The 18,355-nt window shown below is 55.2% G+C and carries 18 protein-coding genes; 12 read left to right on the top strand and 6 right to left on the bottom strand.

From position 1 onward, the window contains the following. Positions 1-17: 17 nt before the first annotated feature. Positions 18-2,570, bottom strand: coding sequence for a peptidoglycan glycosyltransferase/peptidoglycan DD-transpeptidase MrcA (gene mrcA, locus LZP96_RS18140; protein WP_258926212.1), 2,553 nt, complete (start codon positions 2,568-2,570; stop codon positions 18-20). A gap of 119 nt (positions 2,571-2,689) precedes the next feature. Between mrcA and LZP96_RS18135 the strand changes: the two genes are divergently transcribed. The 12 genes from LZP96_RS18135 to trpS all read left to right on the top strand — a co-directional run bounded on the left by LZP96_RS18135 (position 2,690) and on the right by trpS (position 12,701). Then, positions 2,690-3,472 carry a hypothetical protein gene (locus tag LZP96_RS18135; RefSeq protein WP_064327737.1) on the top strand — a complete coding sequence of 261 codons (783 nt, stop codon included), beginning with the start codon at positions 2,690-2,692 and terminating at the stop codon, positions 3,470-3,472. Then, positions 3,469-3,984 (top strand): PilN domain-containing protein, encoded by a 516-nt coding sequence (locus LZP96_RS18130; protein WP_064327736.1) that lies wholly within the window; start codon positions 3,469-3,471, stop codon positions 3,982-3,984. The genes LZP96_RS18135 and LZP96_RS18130 overlap by 4 nt, the downstream gene beginning before the upstream one ends. Then, complete coding sequence (locus LZP96_RS18125; protein WP_064327735.1) at positions 3,981-4,448, top strand: HofO family protein; 468 nt, start codon at positions 3,981-3,983, stop codon at positions 4,446-4,448. The genes LZP96_RS18130 and LZP96_RS18125 overlap by 4 nt, the downstream gene beginning before the upstream one ends. Then, complete coding sequence (locus LZP96_RS18120) at positions 4,438-4,842, top strand: HofP DNA utilization family protein (RefSeq protein ID WP_064327734.1); 405 nt, start codon at positions 4,438-4,440, stop codon at positions 4,840-4,842. The genes LZP96_RS18125 and LZP96_RS18120 overlap by 11 nt, the downstream gene beginning before the upstream one ends. Continuing rightward, the gene (gene hofQ, locus LZP96_RS18115; RefSeq protein WP_064327733.1) at positions 4,775-5,992 is read left to right on the top strand and encodes a DNA uptake porin HofQ; all 1,218 of its coding nucleotides are present in this window, start codon (positions 4,775-4,777) and stop codon (positions 5,990-5,992) included. Before LZP96_RS18120 ends, hofQ begins: the two co-directional genes overlap by 68 nt. A 296-nt stretch (positions 5,993-6,288) precedes the next feature. Further along, complete coding sequence (aroK, locus tag LZP96_RS18110) at positions 6,289-6,810, top strand: shikimate kinase AroK (RefSeq protein WP_064327732.1); 522 nt, start codon at positions 6,289-6,291, stop codon at positions 6,808-6,810. A 55-nt stretch (positions 6,811-6,865) separates the two neighbouring features. Then, the gene (aroB, locus tag LZP96_RS18105; protein WP_064327731.1) at positions 6,866-7,954 is read left to right on the top strand and encodes a 3-dehydroquinate synthase; all 1,089 of its coding nucleotides are present in this window, start codon (positions 6,866-6,868) and stop codon (positions 7,952-7,954) included. Positions 7,955-8,046: 92 nt separating this feature from the next. Then, on the top strand, positions 8,047-9,348 hold the full coding sequence (damX, locus tag LZP96_RS18100) for a cell division protein DamX (RefSeq protein WP_064327730.1): 1,302 nt from the start codon (positions 8,047-8,049) through the stop codon (positions 9,346-9,348). A gap of 67 nt (positions 9,349-9,415) precedes the next feature. Then, a complete protein-coding gene (dam, locus tag LZP96_RS18095; RefSeq protein ID WP_064327729.1) occupies positions 9,416-10,231 on the top strand; it encodes an adenine-specific DNA-methyltransferase in 816 nt (271 codons plus the stop codon). A 41-nt stretch (positions 10,232-10,272) separates the two neighbouring features. Further along, the gene (gene rpe, locus LZP96_RS18090) at positions 10,273-10,950 is read left to right on the top strand and encodes a ribulose-phosphate 3-epimerase (protein ID WP_064327728.1); all 678 of its coding nucleotides are present in this window, start codon (positions 10,273-10,275) and stop codon (positions 10,948-10,950) included. Further along, complete coding sequence (gene gph / locus LZP96_RS18085; RefSeq protein ID WP_064327727.1) at positions 10,943-11,704, top strand: phosphoglycolate phosphatase; 762 nt, start codon at positions 10,943-10,945, stop codon at positions 11,702-11,704. Before rpe ends, gph begins: the two co-directional genes overlap by 8 nt. After that, positions 11,697-12,701 carry a tryptophan--tRNA ligase gene (gene trpS, locus LZP96_RS18080; RefSeq protein ID WP_064327726.1) on the top strand — a complete coding sequence of 335 codons (1,005 nt, stop codon included), beginning with the start codon at positions 11,697-11,699 and terminating at the stop codon, positions 12,699-12,701. The genes gph and trpS overlap by 8 nt, the downstream gene beginning before the upstream one ends. A gap of 100 nt (positions 12,702-12,801) precedes the next feature. Here the strand turns inward: trpS and LZP96_RS18075 are convergent, their stop codons facing one another. The 5 genes from LZP96_RS18075 to nirB form a co-directional block, all read right to left on the bottom strand. Continuing rightward, entirely contained in the window at positions 12,802-12,972 is a 171-nt protein-coding gene (locus tag LZP96_RS18075; protein WP_064327725.1) for a YhfL family protein, read from the bottom strand. 153 nt (positions 12,973-13,125) lie between these two features. Further along, on the bottom strand, positions 13,126-14,499 hold the full coding sequence (gene cysG / locus LZP96_RS18070) for a siroheme synthase CysG (RefSeq protein WP_258926211.1): 1,374 nt from the start codon (positions 14,497-14,499) through the stop codon (positions 13,126-13,128). Between the two features lie 11 nt (positions 14,500-14,510). Further along, complete coding sequence (gene nirC, locus LZP96_RS18065) at positions 14,511-15,320, bottom strand: nitrite transporter NirC (protein WP_258926210.1); 810 nt, start codon at positions 15,318-15,320, stop codon at positions 14,511-14,513. 68 nt (positions 15,321-15,388) lie between these two features. Continuing rightward, the gene (gene nirD, locus LZP96_RS18060; protein ID WP_064327722.1) at positions 15,389-15,715 is read right to left on the bottom strand and encodes a nitrite reductase small subunit NirD; all 327 of its coding nucleotides are present in this window, start codon (positions 15,713-15,715) and stop codon (positions 15,389-15,391) included. Beyond that, the gene (gene nirB, locus LZP96_RS18055; RefSeq protein ID WP_064327721.1) at positions 15,712-18,255 is read right to left on the bottom strand and encodes a nitrite reductase large subunit NirB; all 2,544 of its coding nucleotides are present in this window, start codon (positions 18,253-18,255) and stop codon (positions 15,712-15,714) included. The genes nirD and nirB overlap by 4 nt, the downstream gene beginning before the upstream one ends. Between the last annotated feature and the right edge of the window lie 100 nt (positions 18,256-18,355).

The raw sequence follows: 18,355 nt of genomic DNA, 5'->3' as shown, positions 1-18,355 counted from the left end.
AGGCCAGTTAAGGGCGATTAGAACAGTTCGTGCGTCTCGCCGTTATCAATCAACTCTGTACCCACCTCATGTACCGCCTGCGTTGTCGGCTGCGTACCCTCAATGAAATACTCTTCACGGCTATTCCCGCCGCTGGCTAACTGACCCGTACTGCGATCGATATTCACGGAGATAATGCCCGGCGGCGGCGTCAGAGGCTGCTCAGGCACGCCCTCAAGCACCGCTTTCATGTAAGCATCCCACGCAGGCTGGGCACTCTTCGCTCCGCCTTCATAACCGGAGATCTGATCTTTGATTGCGCCGGATGCCGACGTGCGGCCAAGGTTACGACGGTGATCGTCAAAACCGATCCACACCGAGGTGACGACGCCAGGGCCGTACCCCGAGAACCAGGCATCTTTCGAGCTGTTGGTGGTCCCGGTTTTGCCGCCAATATCCCTGCGCTGCAGATCGCGACCCGCACGCCAGCCTGTACCCTGCCAGCCGGGTTCACCAAAGATATTGGTGTTCAGCGCGCTTTTAATCAGGAATGACAGCGGCGTATTGATCACGTGCGGAGCATATTCCTGAGCGCCGACTTGCGCCACCAGCGCCTGGTTCGCCTGTTCCAGCTGCGGCTTAGGAACGACAGAATTCTGCTGCTCTTGCGACTGGGCAACATCTTCCATGTTTTTGTTTTCCAGCACGTTTGATTTCTGCGTATCACCATAAATCACCGGAATATCACACTCCGGACAGGCGATTTTGGGTTTCGCTTCAAACAGCGTGCCGCCCTGGTCATTTTCGATTTTGCTGATGAAATACGGGTCCACAAGGAAACCGCCATTCGCCATCACCGAATACCCTCGCGCCACCTGTAAAGGCGTGAAGGAGGCCGAGCCCAGCGCCAGTGATTCGGTATGCACAATGTTTTGTGCCGGGAAGCCAAAACGCTGCAGATATTCTGCGGCGTAATCCACTCCCATTGCACGCATGGCGCGGACCATCACCACGTTTTTAGATTGCCCCAGACCCTGACGTAAGCGGATAGGACCTGAATACTCCGGCGGGGAGTTCTTAGGCTGCCAGTCGGAGCCTGCGCCAGCATCCCAGCGGGAAATCGGCACGTCGTTCAGAATACTGGCCAGCGTCAGCCCTTTATCCATTGCGGCGGTATAAAGGAATGGCTTGATGTTCGAGCCGACCTGACGCAGCGCCTGGGTGGCGCGGTTAAACTTGCTCTGGTTGAAGTCGAAGCCGCCGACCAGGGCCAGCACGGCGCCGTTCTGCGGGTTAATCGACACCAGAGCGGAATTCACATCCGGTACCTGCGCCAGCCACCAGGCATCGTTTACCTGACGAACCCAGATCTGTTGACCGATTTGCAGCACGTCGGTCACTTTACGCGGCGTAGGGCCTTGCGCGGTATCAGAACGGTAAGGACGCGCCCAGCGGACACCCGGCATGCCGAGCGATACCGAGGTTCCATCAGCCATCATTGCCACGGCTTCCTGCGGGCTGGCGGCGGTCACAACGGCTGGACGCAGCGGGCCGTAGGTCGGCAGCGTATGCAGTGAGTCGGTGATTTTTTTCGTATCCCAGGCGGGTTCGCCCACTTTCCACAACACGTTCGACGGGCCACGGTAGCCGTGACGCATGTCGTAATCCATGACGTTATTACGCACGGCCTGCTGGGCCGCTTGTTGCACTTTGCGGGTCACGGTGGTGTAGATACGATAGCCATCTTCATACGCCTGTTCGCCGTAGCGGCTCACCATCTCCTGGCGCACCATCTCGGTCAGATAGGGGGCGGAGAAGGCGATTTCAGGCGCGTGATAGTTAGCGTCAATCGCCTCGTTACGGGCCTGATCGTACTGAGTCTGGCTGATATAGCCTTCGCTCAACATACGGGATAACACCACGTTACGACGCGAGGTAGCGCGATCCAGCGAATAGAGCGGGTTGAACGTTGACGGCGCTTTTGGCAGACCGGCAATGGTCGCCATCTCGCTCAGCGTCAGCTGTGCCACCGGTTTGCCGAAGTAGACCTGTGCCGCTGCGCCCACGCCGTAGGCGCGATAGCCGAGGTAAATCTTATTGAGGTAAAGCTCAAGGATTTCGTCTTTAGAGAGCAACTGCTCGATTCGGATAGCCAGGAACACTTCTTTTATTTTACGGATCAGCGTTTTTTCCGGGCTCAGGAAGAAGTTACGCGCCAGCTGTTGCGTAATGGTACTGGCACCCTGAGAGGCATGGCCGGAAAACAACGCAACGCTTGCGGCACGGAATATCCCTACCGGATCGACGCCGTGGTGCTCATAAAAACGGCTGTCTTCGGTCGCGATAAACGCTTTAACCATGACGGGAGGGATTTCGTTGAGGGTCAACGGAATACGCCGTTTTTCGCCGTACTGGGCGATCAGCTCGCCGTCGGCGCTATAAACCTGCATCGGGATTTGAAGACGCACATCACGCAGCGTGGCGACGTCAGGTAGCTGCGGCTCAATATATTTGTACAAACCATAAATCGAGCCTGCTCCCAGCAGAATGCAACAGACTGCAAGGATGAATAAATACTTTACGAACTTCACTGGCGATTTCCCATTTGGTTCCACTTGGGCAGTTTCTAAACAATCGGGCGGTAGTATAAATGCAAGCCTGATTCATTGATATAGCCGTCAATCTGACGGGGATAAGGAGATCGTGAAGGATGACTTTCAAAACCTGGCGGACAGGCGTTCATCTTCAACAAGATAAGGCGCTGGCTGTTTCACTCACTAAAGAGAAGTCTGGCTGGCGCTTACGCCGATGGTGGCGCATTCCCCTGACGCCAGGGGTTATTCAGGACGGGGTGATTGTGAATCTGGCGCAACTGGAGAACTCGCTCAGTTCATGGAGCCAGATGCTGCCGCGTCATCACCGTATCTTTCTGGCGTTCCCGGCAGGTCGGACTTTGCAAAAGCAGTTTCCAGGCCCGGCGACGCAACTGCGCGAGAGCGAACAGGCGACATGGATGATTTCTGCCCTGGCGCGTGAACTGGAAATGCCGCCGGAAAAGCTCTGCTTTGATTATACGCAGGATACCTTCAGCCGCGCCTGCCACGTTACGGCGGCACAACACAACGACGTGTCGGCGCTTTTAACGCTGGCAGAAACGCTGCGGCTGCGGCTGGCGGCCATTACGCCCGATGCCAGCGCACTGGCAAACCTCTTACCCTTCGCGGTAGCGCCGGCGCAGTGTATCGCCTGGCAGGACGAGACCCACTGGCTGTGGGCAATGCGCCATCAGTGGGGGCGACAAAGGATTACTGAAACGCAAAGCGTCACCGATCTGGCCGCCCGGCTTGCCTTGCGCCCTGACGATATTGTGCACTTTACGCGGGAGGGGCCCGATCCCTTTAGCTGCGTCGCGTTAAGCCAGCCGCCGTTACCGCCGTGCGGGGCCGACTTTACCGTTGCGCTGGCGCTTGCCATGGGAGAACGAAACGCATGAGACCCAACTTTTTACCCTGGCGAAGGGAGAGACAGCGGCGCTGCTGCCGCGTCTGGGGCATGCTTTTTTTGGGCTCGTTTTTGCTCTCGCTGACCATGATGAGTAGCCTGCGGGCGAGCTGCGTGGTGCTGTCACGCGGGGCTGAAATGCGCCTGAACAGCGAGGAAGCGATACTAAAAGGTGCTGAAACACGCTATGCCCAGTGGCGCGAGCTGAACACGCAATTCCAGCAACGCCAACAGGCGCTGATATCGCGGGCGAAAACACAGCCCTGGCAACCTGTCCTGGCGTCGCTTTCGGCGGCGATCCCCGAACAGTCATGGCTTACCCAACTGCACTACCAGACTCCCACGCTCACGCTTACGGGGTATGCCACAACGCTGTCTGCGCTGACGATGCTGTCAGAAGCGTTGAAAACACTTCCCGGATTCACGCCAGGACCCGCAGGCGAGATGCAGCAGGATAACCAGGGGCGCTGGATGTTCACTTTTACACTCCAGAGGCAAGAATGACCGGCGGGCTTTTTCTGGAAAGATGGTGCGCACTTCCCGCACGCCAGCGCGCGATCGCCTGGGTATTTGGAACGGGACTATTTACGTTAGGTATCTATTTACTCATGGTGCGTCCGCTCCAGCAGCAGACCGATCGCCTGACTGCACAACATCAACAGGCCGTCGCCCGGCTGCGTCAAATGCGGGTCGGCGCGTTGCCACGCCCGCCGTCTGACGCAGAGGGCGTCGCACCGACAGAGGCCGCTTTTTCTCCACTGGCGTTTCAACGTGACGGAATACGGCTCGTACGCTGGCAACCTCACGCGCGGGGAGGAACACTCACGCTGAGTGCTGAATGGACGCAGATCCCGGCACTCTTTACCCGTCTGGCGCAGGCGGGGGTGGAAATCAGTGAATTCTCCGTCGAGCCGGGGGAATCGCAGCTTCGGTTTGTCGCAAGGATTGAAGATCTCCATGAGAACTAAGCGACGTTATCTCCTGGTGTGCGCTGTGTTGATGCTCACCGGCATGCGCGATCCTTTTCGTCCTCCGGATGACCGCTGCGCTATCGGTCTGTTAAGCCAGTGGCGCTACCACGGGATGGTGAACGGCAGGTATATCGTTGGCATGGTAGCAGATGAAAAAAAGCACTGGCGGCGTGTCAGGCAAAACGAACGATTGCCTGCCGGATGGCGAGTGACGTCTATTGATGAACAAACGCTGGTGCTTAACGTGGGCCAGGGCTGTGAGCCAAACGAGTGGCGATGGAAGCGGGAGGGAATGAAAAGTGAAGGGAACAACAATCGTCGTCATGCTGCTGACACTCAGCCTGCCAGTCAGGGCCGCAACGCCCCGACCGGTCTCGCTGGTGGTGGATGAGGTCCCGGTCGCGCAGGTCTTGCAGTCTCTGATGCAGTTAGAGAATCGCAATCTGATTATATCGCCGGACGTCAGCGGCACGCTTTCTTTAAACCTTACCGGCATTCCATGGCGTCTGGCCATTCAAACGGTTGTCGCCAGTGCCGGACTGGTGCTACGGGAAGAGAACGGGATTTTTTACGTCAACACCCTGGCCTGGCAGCGCGATCGGCAGGCGCAAAAAGAAGAAGAGCAGACCCGGCGTCAGCTAAGCGTTCCCCTGGCGACGCGCAGTATACCGTTTGTCTATGCTGATGCCGCTGAGCTGCAAAAAGCGGCCGAAAAACAGTTAAGTCCGAAGGGCAGCTTATCGGTGGACAAACGTATTAACCGTTTGCTGGTTCGCGATGTTCCCACCGTGCTCGATGCACTGCAACGCTGGGCACAGCTGATGGATGTGCCCGTGGCGCAGGTCGAACTGGCGGCGCATATTGTCACTATCAATGAAAAAAGCCTGCGTGAACTGGGCGTGAAGTGGAGCCTGGCAGAGGCGCAAAGCGCCGGTTCGCCGGGGCACGTCACGACGCTAGGCGCCGATTTGTCGGTGGCGACGGCGTCGACGCATGTCGGATTTAACATCGGGCGAATCGACGGCAGACTCTTAGATCTTGAACTCTCCGCCCTTGAGCAGAAACAGCAGCTTGAGATCATCGCCAGCCCACGGCTGTTAGCCTCGCATATGCAGCCAGCCAGCATTAAGCAGGGCAGTGAAATTCCCTATCAGGTTTCCAGTGGGGAAAGCGGCGCCACCTCGGTCGAATTTAAAGAAGCGGTGCTGGGGATGGATGTCACCCCGGTGGTGCTGGCGAACGGGCGCGTGCGTCTGAAACTGCATATCAGTGAAAATATGCCGGGTCAGGTGCTCCAGCAGGCGGACGGGGAAACGCTGGCGATCGATAAACAGGAAATAGAGACGCAGGTGGAAGTGAAAAGCGGCGAAACGCTGGCGCTGGGGGGGATTTTCTCACAAAAGAATAAAGCGGGCAGCGATAGCGTGCCGGGGCTTAGCAGCATTCCGTGGCTTGGTCAGCTTTTTCGCCACGATGGCCGCGATCGCGAACGGCGAGAGCTGGTGGTCTTCATCACGCCTCGTTTGGTAGGGGGTGAGTAAAGAGAGACGATTCCATGAGGATTTTGCACACTGTTTGTTGCAGATGTTTGACGTGAGGCATGATTTAGCTTACAAGGAGTACCGATTTGAGTGTCAGCACGTTCAAAATAACCTCTTGTGGCGTTAAGCATCGGCAGCAGTGATTTAATCAGTTGCCAAACAAGCAAGACTATTGAGATAATTTTCAGTCTGACTCTCGCACTATCGCATATGAGGTTTCAGTTCATGTCCTGCTACGCTGGGTGTCTGCAAAGTGGGAATTACCATTAACGAATAGTCTTAGTAGTACCGAAAAAATGGCAGAGAAACGCAATATCTTTCTGGTTGGGCCTATGGGTGCCGGCAAAAGCACTATTGGGCGTCAGTTAGCTCAACAACTCAATATGGAATTTTACGATTCTGATCAAGAGATTGAGAAACGAACCGGAGCTGATGTGGGCTGGGTCTTCGATGTAGAAGGCGAAGACGGTTTCCGTGATCGAGAAGAAAAAGTGATCAACGAACTCACGGAAAAGCAGGGCATTGTGCTGGCTACAGGCGGCGGCTCTGTTAAATCTCGCGAAACTCGCAACCGTCTCTCCGCCCGTGGCGTTGTGGTCTATCTTGAGACGACCATCGAGAAGCAGCTGGCACGTACGCAGCGCGATAAAAAGCGCCCGTTACTGCAGGTTGAAACGCCTCCACGTGAAGTTCTGGAAGCACTGGCGGGTGAACGTAATCCGCTGTACGAAGAGATCGCGGATGTGACGATTCGTACTGACGATCAGAGCGCTAAAGTGGTTGCAAACCAGATTATTCATATGCTGGAAAGCAACTGATTCTGGCTCTCTATACACTCGCCCGCGGGTAAAATATTAAGGTGGATGTCGCGCAATGGAGAGGATTACAGTTACTCTCGGGGAACGTAGTTACCCTATCACCATCGCGGCTGGTTTGTTTAACGATCCAGCTTCCTTCTTACCACTGAAAGCGGGTGATCAGGCAATGCTGGTCACCAATGAGACGCTGGCTCCGCTTTATCTTGACCGTGTTCGCCACCTGCTGGAGCAGGCAGGCGTGAAGGTCGACAGTGTGATTCTGCCTGACGGCGAGCAGTATAAGAGCCTGACGGTGCTCGATACCGTCTTTACTGCATTACTGCAAAAACCGCATGGTCGTGACACAACATTGCTTGCCCTGGGCGGCGGTGTCGTTGGCGATCTTACGGGTTTTGCCGCAGCGAGCTATCAGCGCGGCGTTCGTTTTATTCAAATTCCGACCACATTATTATCGCAGGTCGATTCTTCCGTTGGTGGCAAAACCGCCGTCAACCATCCGCTTGGCAAAAACATGATTGGCGCGTTCTACCAGCCCGCTTCGGTGGTGGTGGATCTCGATTGCCTTAAGACGTTGCCCAAGCGTGAGCTGGCCTCGGGCCTGGCTGAAGTGATCAAATACGGCATTATTCTCGATAGCGCGTTCTTTAGCTGGCTGGAAGAGAATATGGATGCGTTGCTGAACCTTGATGTCCCGGCTCTGGCCTACTGTATTCGTCGTTGTTGTGAGCTGAAAGCAGAAGTCGTTGCGGCAGACGAGCGCGAAACGGGCTTACGTGCTTTACTGAATCTGGGGCACACTTTCGGTCACGCCATCGAGGCGGAAATGGGTTACGGCAACTGGCTGCACGGTGAAGCAGTTGCGGCGGGCATGGTGATGGCCGCACGTACGTCTGAACGTTTGGGTCAGTTCAGTAAAGAAGAAACGCAGCGCGTGATAACGTTGCTTGAGCGTGCGGGTCTACCGGTGACGGGGCCACGCGAAATGTCTGCGCAGGATTATTTACCCCACATGATGCGCGATAAAAAAGTATTGGCGGGCGAGATGCGACTGGTACTCCCGCTCGCAATAGGGAAGAGTGAAGTACGCGGCGGAGTGTCGCACGATGTCGTTCTTGGCGCGATTGCTGATTGCCAGCAGGCGTAAAAACTAGAAAGGTCTGGCTACCGTCAACGGTAGCTATTTAGCTTCAGGTAATATGCAACGTCGTAAGCATAAGCCTTTGAGTGGGGTGTTAAATGGATGAATTCAAACCAGAAGACGAGCTGAAACCCGATCCCAGCGATCGTCGTACTGGTCGTTCTCGTCAATCTTCAGAACGTGATAGCGAGCCGCAGATCAACTTTGACGATGTTGATCTGGATGCAGACGATCGTCGTCCATCACGTAGCCGCAATGCGCGTGATGAGCGAGAAGAAGAGAAATATGAATCCGAAGAGGATTCACTGGACGAAGAGCCTGTAGAGCATCGCCCACGCAAACGTAAGAAAGTCGCGGCTAAAAAGCCCGCTTCCCGTCAATACATTATGATGGGCCTTGGTGTATTCGTTCTGTTGCTGCTGATTATCGGCATCGGTTCCGCGCTGAAAGCTCCTTCAACCCCTTCCACTGATTCGACTGCCTCTACCGAGAAGAGCATAAATCTTTCCGGTAATGATGCTGCCGATCAGGCCAATGGTGCACAGCCTGCGCCAGGCACCACCTCCGCTGAGCAAACGGCGGGTAATCCGGCTTCTGCTCCGCAGGATGTTTCTCTGCCACCTGTTTCTTCTACCCCTACTCAGGGCCAGTCTCCGGTTGCACCGGGCAGCCAGCAGCGCGTAGAAGTGCAGGGCGATCTGAATAATGCGCTGACGCAGCCGCAGAATCAGGAACAAGTGAACAGCGTGGTCGCCAACTCCACGTTGCCAACCGAACCTGCAACCGTTGCACCAATTCGCGGTGGGAATGCCCAGGCGCAAAACGCGGCAACGGAAACCAAACCGCGTCAAACGCAGACTGCCACACCGCGTCCTGAACGTAAGCAGGCCGTTATCGAGCCGAAGCGTGAAACCCGGCCTCAGACCGTCGCGAAAGCGCCTCAAACCAAACCAGCGGCTCAGCCAAAACAGACTGAGACCGTCGCCAGTGCCCCTGTGAAAGCGCCAGCCGCAGCGGCGACCCCAACCGCGACTGCGCCGAAAGCCACAACGGCCCCAGCGGCGACGCCAGCGCCTGCCGCCACGGCGTCCAGCGCTGCGGCAGGTAAATCAGCGGGTAACGTCGGTTCACTGAAATCTGCGCCATCAAACAACTATACGCTGCAGTTGAGTAGCTCTTCTAACTACGACAACCTGAATAGCTGGGCGAAGAAATCGAATCTGAAAAACTATGTGGTTTATCAGACAAGCCGTAACGGGCAACCCTGGTATGTGCTGGTCAGCGGCGTGTATGCGTCTAAAGACGAAGCCAAACGCGCGGTCTCTGCGTTACCAGCGGATGTCCAGGCGAAAAACCCATGGGCGAAACCGATTCATCAGGTTCAGGCTGATTTGAAGTAACGTTTAAAGCGCAGGATGCTGTCGGAGCTTTCTCCACAGCCGGAGAAGGTGTAACCAGTTAGTCAGCATGAAAAAAAATCGCGCTTTTCTGAAATGGGCAGGGGGAAAATTCCCTCTGCTCGACGATATTAAAAAGCACCTGCCGGACGGCGAGTGTCTTATCGAGCCCTTCGTGGGCGCCGGGTCGGTGTTTCTTAACACCGACTTTTCTCGCTATATCCTCGCGGATATCAACAGCGATCTTATCGGTCTCTACAACATTGTTAAATTACGTACCGATGAGTATGTCGATGAGGCGCATAAGCTCTTTACGCCTGAAACGAATGACCCTGACGTTTACTACGGGCTGCGTACGGAGTTTAACCAAAGCCAGGACCCTTTCCGGCGGGCGCTTTTATTCCTCTATCTGAATCGCCACGGTTACAATGGCCTGTGCCGGTATAATTTACGCGGCGAATTTAACGTGCCGTTTGGCCGCTATAAGCGACCGTACTTCCCACAGGCGGAGTTGTATCATTTTGCCGAGAAGGCGCAGCGTGCCCTTTTCCTCTGCGAGTCCTATGCCGATAGCATGGCGCGCGCGGACAATAATTCGGTTGTCTATTGCGATCCTCCGTATGCCCCGCTCACCGCGACGGCTAATTTCACGGCGTATCACACCAATAGCTTTAATTTGAAAGAGCAGGCGCATCTGGCTGAAATTGCCGAAGGCCTTGTTAATAGACGTATTCCGGTGCTGATTTCCAACCATGACACGGTGTTGACCCGTGAGTGGTATCAGCTAGCGACCAAACTGCATGTCGTTAAAGTACGACGCAGCATCAGCAGCAACGGTGGCACACGTAAAAAGGTGGACGAACTGTTGGCTCTTTATCGACCCTGAGCCGTTTTGCCCGCCGATAAACACATTTCAAGGAGATGCGGATGAAACAGTTTTTGATTGCTCCCTCAATTTTGTCGGCTGACTTTGCCCGTCTGGGTGAAGACACGGCGAATGCTCTGGCCGCAGGCGCGGACGTTGTCCATTTCGACGTGATGGACAACCATTACGTGCCCAATCTGACCATCGGCCCGATGGTCCTCAAAGCCCTGCGTAATTACGGCATCACCGCACCGATTGACGTTCACCTGATGGTCAAGCCAGTCGATCGCATCGTGCCGGATTTCGCCGCCGCAGGCGCCAGCATTATCACTTTCCATCCTGAAGCGTCTGAACATGTGGATCGCACCTTACAGCTGATTAAAGAGCACGGCTGCAAAGCGGGCCTGGTCTTCAATCCTGCGACATCACTGAGCTACCTTGATTACGTGATGGATAAACTCGACGTTATTCTGCTGATGTCCGTGAACCCGGGTTTCGGTGGTCAATCCTTTATTCCCCATACGCTTGAGAAGCTGCGTGAAGTGCGCCGCCGTATTGACGAATCTGGCTATGACATCCGCCTTGAAGTGGATGGCGGCGTGAAGGTCAGCAACATTGGCGAGATTGCTGCAGCGGGTGCGGATATGTTTGTCGCGGGCTCGGCGATTTTCGATCAGCCGGATTACAAAAAAGTCATTGATGAAATGCGCAGTGAACTGGCAAAGGTAAGTCATGAATAAAATGCAGGCAATTCGGGGCGTTGCGTTTGACCTCGACGGTACCCTTGTCGACAGCGCGCCGGGTTTAACCAGCGCCGTCGATCGGGCGCTGTATGCACTGGAACTGCCGGTCGCGGGTGAAGATCGCGTTATCACCTGGATTGGCAACGGCGCAGATGTATTGATGGAACGGGCGTTGACCTGGGCGCGCCAGGAGCGCGCAATTCAACGTGCCGCGCAGGGTAAGCCGGGCGTGGATCATGCTGATATTCCTCAGGATGAGCAGCTGCGTGTCTTGCGTAAACTCTTCCATCGCTTCTATGAAGAGACCGTTGAGGAAGGGAGCTTCCTGTTCCCCGATGTGACCGAGACGCTAAGCGCACTGCACGCCAGCGGCATGCCGCTGGCGCTGGTCACCAATAAACCGACGCCGTTCGTTGCGCCGCTGCTGGACGCGCTGGGTATCGCGAAATATTTTTCCGTCGTCGTCGGTGGCGATGACGTCAAAAATAAAAAACCGCATCCGGAGCCCATTCTTCTGGTGGCAGGAAAATTATCCTTAACCCCAGCCGAGTTACTCTTTGTGGGCGATTCGCGCAATGATATTCTGGCCGCTAAGGCGGCGGGAAGTCTCTCCGTCGGTCTGACCTATGGCTATAACTACGGTGAAGCCATCACGTTGAGTGAGCCGGACGTTGTGTTCGACCACTTCAAAGATCTACTGCCCGCGCTCGGGCTTTCGCATAGTGAACATCAGGAATCGAAAAATGACTAAGCCCATCGTATTTAGTGGTGCCCAGCCCTCAGGTGAATTGACCATCGGCAACTATATGGGGGCGCTGCGTCAGTGGGTGGGCATGCAGGATGATTACCACTGCATTTACTGCATCGTGGATTTGCATGCGATCACTGCCCGTCAGGATCCTGAAAAGCTGCGTAAAGCCACGCTGGACACGCTGGCGCTCTATCTTGCGTGCGGCATTGACCCCGAGAAAAGCACCATCTTCGTCCAGTCTCATGTTCCCGAGCACGCGCAGCTTGGCTGGGCGCTGAACTGCTATACCTATTTTGGTGAACTGAGCCGTATGACCCAGTTCAAAGACAAATCTGCCCGTTATTCCGAAAACATCAACGCTGGTCTGTTCGACTATCCGGTGCTGATGGCAGCCGATATTCTGCTCTATCAGACTAACCAGGTGCCGGTTGGTGAAGATCAGAAACAGCATCTTGAGTTAAGCCGTGATATCGCCCAGCGCTTCAATGCGATTTATGGGGATGTCTTCAAAGTGCCCGAGCCGTTTATTCCGAAATCGGGCGCGCGCGTCATGTCCCTGCTTGAGCCAACGAAGAAGATGTCCAAGTCTGACGATAACCGTAACAACGTTATCGGCCTGCTTGAAGATCCAAAATCCGTTGTGAAGAAACTGAAGCGTGCCGTGACGGACTCAGAAGAGCCACCGGTCGTGCGTTACGATGTCAAGAACAAGGCAGGCGTCTCTAACCTGCTGGATATCCTCTCCGGTGTCACCGGTCAGAGCATCCCGGAACTCGAAAAGCATTTTGAAGGCAAGATGTATGGTCATCTGAAGGGTGAAGTGGCCGATGCGGTTTCTGGCATGTTGACCGAACTGCAGGAGCGTTATAACCGCTTCCGCAACGACGAAGCTCTGCTGCAGAAAGTGATGAAGGAAGGGGCTGAGAAAGCCAGCGCCCGTGCTTCTGAAACGCTGAAAGCCGTCTATGCCGCCATTGGGTTTGTCGCCAAACCGTAGGTAAACTTTTCAGGGTTGGTCTCCTCTCTCCAGGGAGAGGACATCTGGCTCGACAGCATAAAAAAACCGGGAATCCCCGGTTTTTTTATGTCTGAAACGCTTACTGCTGTGCCGCTGGCCCGCATCCGCCAATGATCTTTGAAATGGAGATCGCCGGGTGGAGCAGATAGTCATAGCTGCAGTTTTTCTTTGTGTTTTCTACATGACCGGTACAGGCAGTCAGCGTCGATAATACGCCCACCAGAACGGCAGCTTTAGCCAGTTTGAACATACTCATTCCTTGTCTTCAATAAACTTTTGGATGTAATACGAGGGAATAAATGGAAAAGTTCCATTTCGCAGGCGGTATGTTAGCGGCAGGTGTTACGAGGGAGTAGTCCGGTTAAGGACTACTCACAGAGCGGAAGATATGTATGGATTGGGTTTAGTGGCTGGAGAACCAGTTCAATTTTTCTCTTAAGGCAACGACGCGACCAACGATAATCAACGCCGGGCTTTCGACCTGTTGGGCCAGCTCGCCCAGTTGCGTCAGAACGCCTTTCACCACGCGCTGCTTGATCGACGTGCCGTTTTCCACCAGCGCGACAGGCATGTCTGCTTCCATTCCGTGCTCCAGCAGTTTTCCCTGAATGGTGGCGGCCTGGTTTAGCCCCATGTAAAACACCAGGGTCTGTTTTTCAGCGGCCAGATTGTGCCAGTCCAGTTCACTGCCCGTCTTCAGGTGCCCGGTAACCAGACGCACGCTTTGCGCGAAATCGCGGTGGGTGAGGGGAATGCCGGAATAGGCGGAACAGCCCGACGCAGCCGTGATGCCGGGGACTACCGAGAAGGGTATGCCCGCATGACAGAGGGTTTCCAGCTCTTCACCGCCGCGACCAAAGATAAAGGGATCGCCCCCTTTCAGGCGCACGACGCGTTTGCCTTTCTGCGCTTCACGCAGCAGGATTTGGTTAATCTCTTCCTGGGGAACGCAATGATAGCCTGCACGCTTACCGACAAACACGCGGTCAGCGTCACGGCGCACCAGGTTCATGATCTCATCGGACACCAGACGGTCATAGACCACGATATCGGCCTGCTGAATCTGCTGTAACCCTTTAAGCGTCAGCAGACCTGCATCACCCGGTCCTGCCCCGACCAGCACCACTTCACCCCGATGGTCCAACGGCTCGGTTAACAGACGTTCAGTGGTTTCGGCTACGGCAGAGTGATCTTCGTTAGCCAGCGACTGTGCCAGACGATCGTTTACAAAGAACTTTTCCCAGAAGCGACGGCGTTCACCGACGGTTGCAAAGGTCTTTTTCACCCGGGCGCGCAGCTGACCTGCATAATGCGCCACCTGACCCAGATGCTGCGGCAAAAGCGATTCCAGTTTCTCACGCAGCAAGCGTGCAAGCACAGGCGAAGTGCCGCCAGACGAAACCGCCACCATCAGCGGGGAGCGATCGATGATCGAGGGCATAATGAAGCTGGCTTCTTTCGGCGCATCCACCACGTTACAGAAGATACGACGGGTTTCGCACGCGTCGCTGACGCGCTGGTTCACGGCGTCATCATCCGTGGCGGCGATGGTCAGCCAGCAGGTATCCAGCAGGCTTTCATCAAACTCGCCCTGCACCAGCGTCAGCATGCCTTCCCGCGCCCAGACTTCAAACTGTGGATCGAAAGCCAGGGCGTTTACGGTGAGTCGGGCACCTGCGTCTAACAGCAGGCGTGCTTTACGTTCAGCGACATCGCCGCCGCCCACAAGCAGGCAGTCGCGATGACGTAATTGACAGAAAATCGGCAGGTGATCCACGACATTACCTCTTAAGAATGGGCTTTCGCCTGAGCAGTTGCGATGTGTGCCGGAGTCGGACGCTCCGCTTTAGGGGTAGCATACCAGTAACCCAGACCCATAAACACTGCACCTGAAAGGGTATTGCCCAGCGTTACCCACAACAGGTTATGACCGATACCCGAAAGGGTGAAGGCATCACTATGATGACCTAACCAGGAAAGGGCGAACAGCGTCATGTTGGCAACGGAGTGCTCGTAACCGGAGGCGATAAACGCCAGCAGACACCACCAGATAGCGATAAACTTCGCGGCACCTTCCGTGCGGATTGCCATCCAGATTGCCAGACATACCAGCCAGTTACAGAGCGCACCTTTGAAAAAGAGCGCTATTGCGGGCTGGGTGGTTTTTGCCAGCGCCACGGTGTGGACGATGCTGGTATCCACCGGCAGCAGGCTCCCACCGCCCCAGCTGTACAACAGCGCCACAAAGACGGAACCCAGAAGGTTGCCTACCCAGGTCTGGGGCAGAATGGCCCACATTTGCCCGTGGCTGATGGTGCCCGCTTTTACACCGAGCGTCAGAAACATCGTATGGCCGGTAAAGAGTTCAGAGCCTGCGATGATCACCAGCGTTAAGGCAATACCAAACGTCGCGCCCATGACCAACGGACGAATGGACGGGTCGAGTAAATTACCGAGCGTGAAAATTAAAATAATACCCAAACCGACATAGGCGCCGGCCATGGCAGAGCTGACCCAGAAGCCGAGCGGATTGGTGTGGTTGAGCCGTGCGATGCGCGCAGCATTAGCCGCACACTTATTAATGGTGTCTGTAAACATGGTTTGATTATCCTGAAAAATAAAAGAAAACGTTTAAAAAGGGAGGCATTGCGCCTCCCTCAAAATAATTAACCGCGTAACTGCACGTGACCCTCTTTCACGCGTACGTCATAGTGCTTCACGGAATGACTTTCATCTTCCATACAGTGCCCGTCGCTCAGACGAAAACGCTGTTTTTTCAGCGGGCTGGCGACCCACAGTTCGCCCTGATGTTCAGCGATCAGGCCACGCGAAAGCACGCTGGCTTCAAAGAACGGGTCGATATTGCTGATAGCAAAAACCTGTTCGTCGTGACGCGGACGGAAGAGGGCAACATGTTCACTACCCAGCAGAGCACACACGCCGGAACCTGGAATAATGTCATTGATTTTGCAGATATTTACCCACTGGCTCATACATTTTCCTCCACCAGCATCACCGGAATACGTTCGTAAGGCGTTGCAGGACGATGCTGTTCACGCTCAGGCACCACCTGGACATTCGGGTCGCGCTGGGTGCTGTTGATAAAGTGTTTGAAGCGTACCTGTGCAGCCGGCGTGTTAACCGTTTCAGTCCACTCGCAGATGACCGCTTCACGCAGGCGTGCAATCTCTTCTTCAAGATGCTCATTCAGGCCCAGCTTGTCATCGATAATCACTGACTTCAGGTAGTCGATGCCGCCTTCCAGATTGTCCAGCCAGGAAGCGGTACGCGTAAGTTTGTCAGCCGTACGGATGTAGAACATCATGAAACGGTCGAGGTACTTCAGCAGGGTTTCGCGGTCCAGATCGGCGGCCAGCAGATCGGCATGGCGCGGCTTCATCCCGCCGTTACCGCAGACATACAGGTTCCAGCCTTTCTCGGTAGCAATGATGCCCACGTCCTTACCCTGCGCTTCAGCGCACTCGCGGGTACAACCGGAGACGCCAAACTTCATTTTGTGCGGAGTGCGGATACCTTTGTAGCGGTTTTCCAGTTCAACGCCGAAGCCCACGCTGTCGCCCACGCCGTAGCGGCACCAGGTGCTGCCCACGCAGGTTTTTGCCATACGCAGTGCTTTGGCGTATGCGTGACCCGTTTCAAAACCTGCTTCAATCAGCTGACGCCAGATTTCCGGCAGGTCGTCTTTTTGCGCGCCAAACAGGCCGATACGCTGGGAACCGGTGATTTTGGTGTACAGGTTGAATTCACGTGCGACACGGCCAATCGCCACCAGCCCTTCCGGGGTGATCTCGCCGCCTGCTGAGCGTGGGATAACAGAGTAGGTACCGTCTTTCTGGATATTGGCCAGGAAGTTGTCGTTGGTATCCTGCAGCGGAGTATGTGCCGGTTTCAGGATGTACTCATTCCAGCAGGAGGCCAGGAGTGAGCCGACGGTAGGTTTGCAGACTTCACAGCCGTAACCCTGACCGTGTTTCGCCAGCAATTCGTCAAAGGATTTAATGCCCTCGACGCGAATCAGATGGTAAAGCTCCTGGCGAGAATACGAGAAGTGCTCGCAAAGATTGTTGTTCACTTCGATGCCCTGTTTCGCCAGTTCGGCGTTGAGCACCTGTGTGACCAGCGGAATACAGCCACCGCAGCCGGTACCGGCTTTGGTTTCCGCTTTCAGCGCGGCGACGGTGTGGCAGCCTTTATTGATGGCGGCTACCAGCATGCCTTTGGTGACATCGAAGCAAGAACAAATCTGCGCGCTGTCCGGCAGTTTATCCACGCCAATGGACGGTTTACCGTTAGACGCATGAGCAGGCAGGATCAGCGCGTCCGGGTTTTCCGGCAGTTCGATGGCATTCAGTACCAGCTGCAGCAGGTTGCCATAATCGCTGGTATCCCCAACGAGCACGGCGCCCAGCAGGGTTTTGTTATCCGGGCTGACGATAAGACGTTTATAGACTTCTTTGCTTTCGTCCAGATAGACGTAGCTGCGTGAATCAGGCGTGCGGCCATGTGCGTCACCGATCCCGCCCACATCCACACCCAGCAGTTTCAGCTTGGCGCTCATGTCTGCGCCGGTGAAGGCATTTTCCTGGCCGAGAATGTGGTCTACGGCAACCTGCGCCATTTTGTAGCCAGGCGCCACCAGCCCATAAACACGGTTGTTCCAGCTGGCGCATTCGCCAATCGCGTAGATGTCCGGGTCAGAGGTCTGGCAGGCGTCGTTGATCATGATCCCGCCACGCTGTGCCACGGCCAGCCCGCACTGGGTCGCCATTTTGTCGCGTGGGCGAATACCAGTAGAGAAGACGATGAAGTCCACTTCCAGTTCGCTGCCGTCGGCAAAGCGCATGGTTTTGCGTGCTTCTGTGCCTTCCTGGACGATCTCTTTGGTGTTTTTGCTGGTGTGAACTTTCACACCCATACTTTCGATCTTACGGCGCAGCTGGTCGCCGCCCATATGATCAAGCTGTTCTGCCATCAGCATCGGCGCAAATTCGATGACGTGAGTTTCAACGCCGAGGTTTTTCAGCGCGCCTGCCGCTTCAAGGCCGAGCAGACCGCCGCCGACCACGGCGCCCCGTTTGCTGCGACGAGCACAAGCCTCGATGGCTTTAAGATCTTCGATGGTACGATAAACGAAGCAATCCTGAGTTTCAGACCCTTTGATTGGCGGGATCCACGGGTAGGAACCCGTTGCCATAATCAGCTTGTCATAAAAAACCGTGCGTCCGGCACTGGAGTGGATCACTTTTTCCTGACGGTTAATGGTAATCGCACGTTCGCCAACCAGTACTTTTACGCCATGCTTCTCGTAGAAACCTTCACGCACCATAGAAAGTTCTTCAGCGGTGTGGTGAGAGAAGTAGGAGGAGAGGTGCACACGGTCGTACGCCTTGCGGGGTTCTTCACAAAAGACGGTAATATCAAACTGGGCGGCGTCAGCTTTATCGAGAAGGTCTTCTATAAAGCGATGGCCGACCATGCCGTTACCGATGATCGCGAGTCTGACTTTGCTCATTTTTGCCTCGATTTCTTTTCTATTACTGCCTACCTTAACGATTCAGCAAAGGCACTTATTGATGCAAATCAAATACGCCTTCAACTACCCCTTAGTGAGT

The organism is Huaxiibacter chinensis (assembly GCF_022171985.1).
Classification (GTDB): Bacteria; Pseudomonadota; Gammaproteobacteria; order Enterobacterales; family Enterobacteriaceae; genus Enterobacter; species Enterobacter chinensis_A.
This window is presented reverse-complemented; position numbering and strand designations above follow the sequence as displayed.

What these genes read in the sequence shown, in the direction of transcription:
- dam (WP_064327729.1), top strand. Translation starts at nt 9,416, where the DNA reads ATGAAAAAAAATCGCGCTTTTCTGAAATGGGCAGGGGGAAAATTCCCT.
- nirC (WP_258926210.1), bottom strand. Translation starts at nt 15,320, where the DNA reads ATGTTTACAGACACCATTAATAAGTGTGCGGCTAATGCTGCGCGCATC.
- LZP96_RS18120 (WP_064327734.1), top strand. Translation starts at nt 4,438, where the DNA reads ATGAGAACTAAGCGACGTTATCTCCTGGTGTGCGCTGTGTTGATGCTC.
- LZP96_RS18135 (WP_064327737.1), top strand. Translation starts at nt 2,690, where the DNA reads ATGACTTTCAAAACCTGGCGGACAGGCGTTCATCTTCAACAAGATAAG.
- nirB (WP_064327721.1), bottom strand. Translation starts at nt 18,255, where the DNA reads ATGAGCAAAGTCAGACTCGCGATCATCGGTAACGGCATGGTCGGCCAT.
- nirD (WP_064327722.1), bottom strand. Translation starts at nt 15,715, where the DNA reads ATGAGCCAGTGGGTAAATATCTGCAAAATCAATGACATTATTCCAGGT.
- gph (WP_064327727.1), top strand. Translation starts at nt 10,943, where the DNA reads ATGAATAAAATGCAGGCAATTCGGGGCGTTGCGTTTGACCTCGACGGT.
- rpe (WP_064327728.1), top strand. Translation starts at nt 10,273, where the DNA reads ATGAAACAGTTTTTGATTGCTCCCTCAATTTTGTCGGCTGACTTTGCC.
- aroB (WP_064327731.1), top strand. Translation starts at nt 6,866, where the DNA reads ATGGAGAGGATTACAGTTACTCTCGGGGAACGTAGTTACCCTATCACC.
- aroK (WP_064327732.1), top strand. Translation starts at nt 6,289, where the DNA reads ATGGCAGAGAAACGCAATATCTTTCTGGTTGGGCCTATGGGTGCCGGC.
- LZP96_RS18130 (WP_064327736.1), top strand. Translation starts at nt 3,469, where the DNA reads ATGAGACCCAACTTTTTACCCTGGCGAAGGGAGAGACAGCGGCGCTGC.
- LZP96_RS18125 (WP_064327735.1), top strand. Translation starts at nt 3,981, where the DNA reads ATGACCGGCGGGCTTTTTCTGGAAAGATGGTGCGCACTTCCCGCACGC.
- LZP96_RS18075 (WP_064327725.1), bottom strand. Translation starts at nt 12,972, where the DNA reads ATGTTCAAACTGGCTAAAGCTGCCGTTCTGGTGGGCGTATTATCGACG.
- damX (WP_064327730.1), top strand. Translation starts at nt 8,047, where the DNA reads ATGGATGAATTCAAACCAGAAGACGAGCTGAAACCCGATCCCAGCGAT.
- hofQ (WP_064327733.1), top strand. Translation starts at nt 4,775, where the DNA reads ATGCTGCTGACACTCAGCCTGCCAGTCAGGGCCGCAACGCCCCGACCG.
- trpS (WP_064327726.1), top strand. Translation starts at nt 11,697, where the DNA reads ATGACTAAGCCCATCGTATTTAGTGGTGCCCAGCCCTCAGGTGAATTG.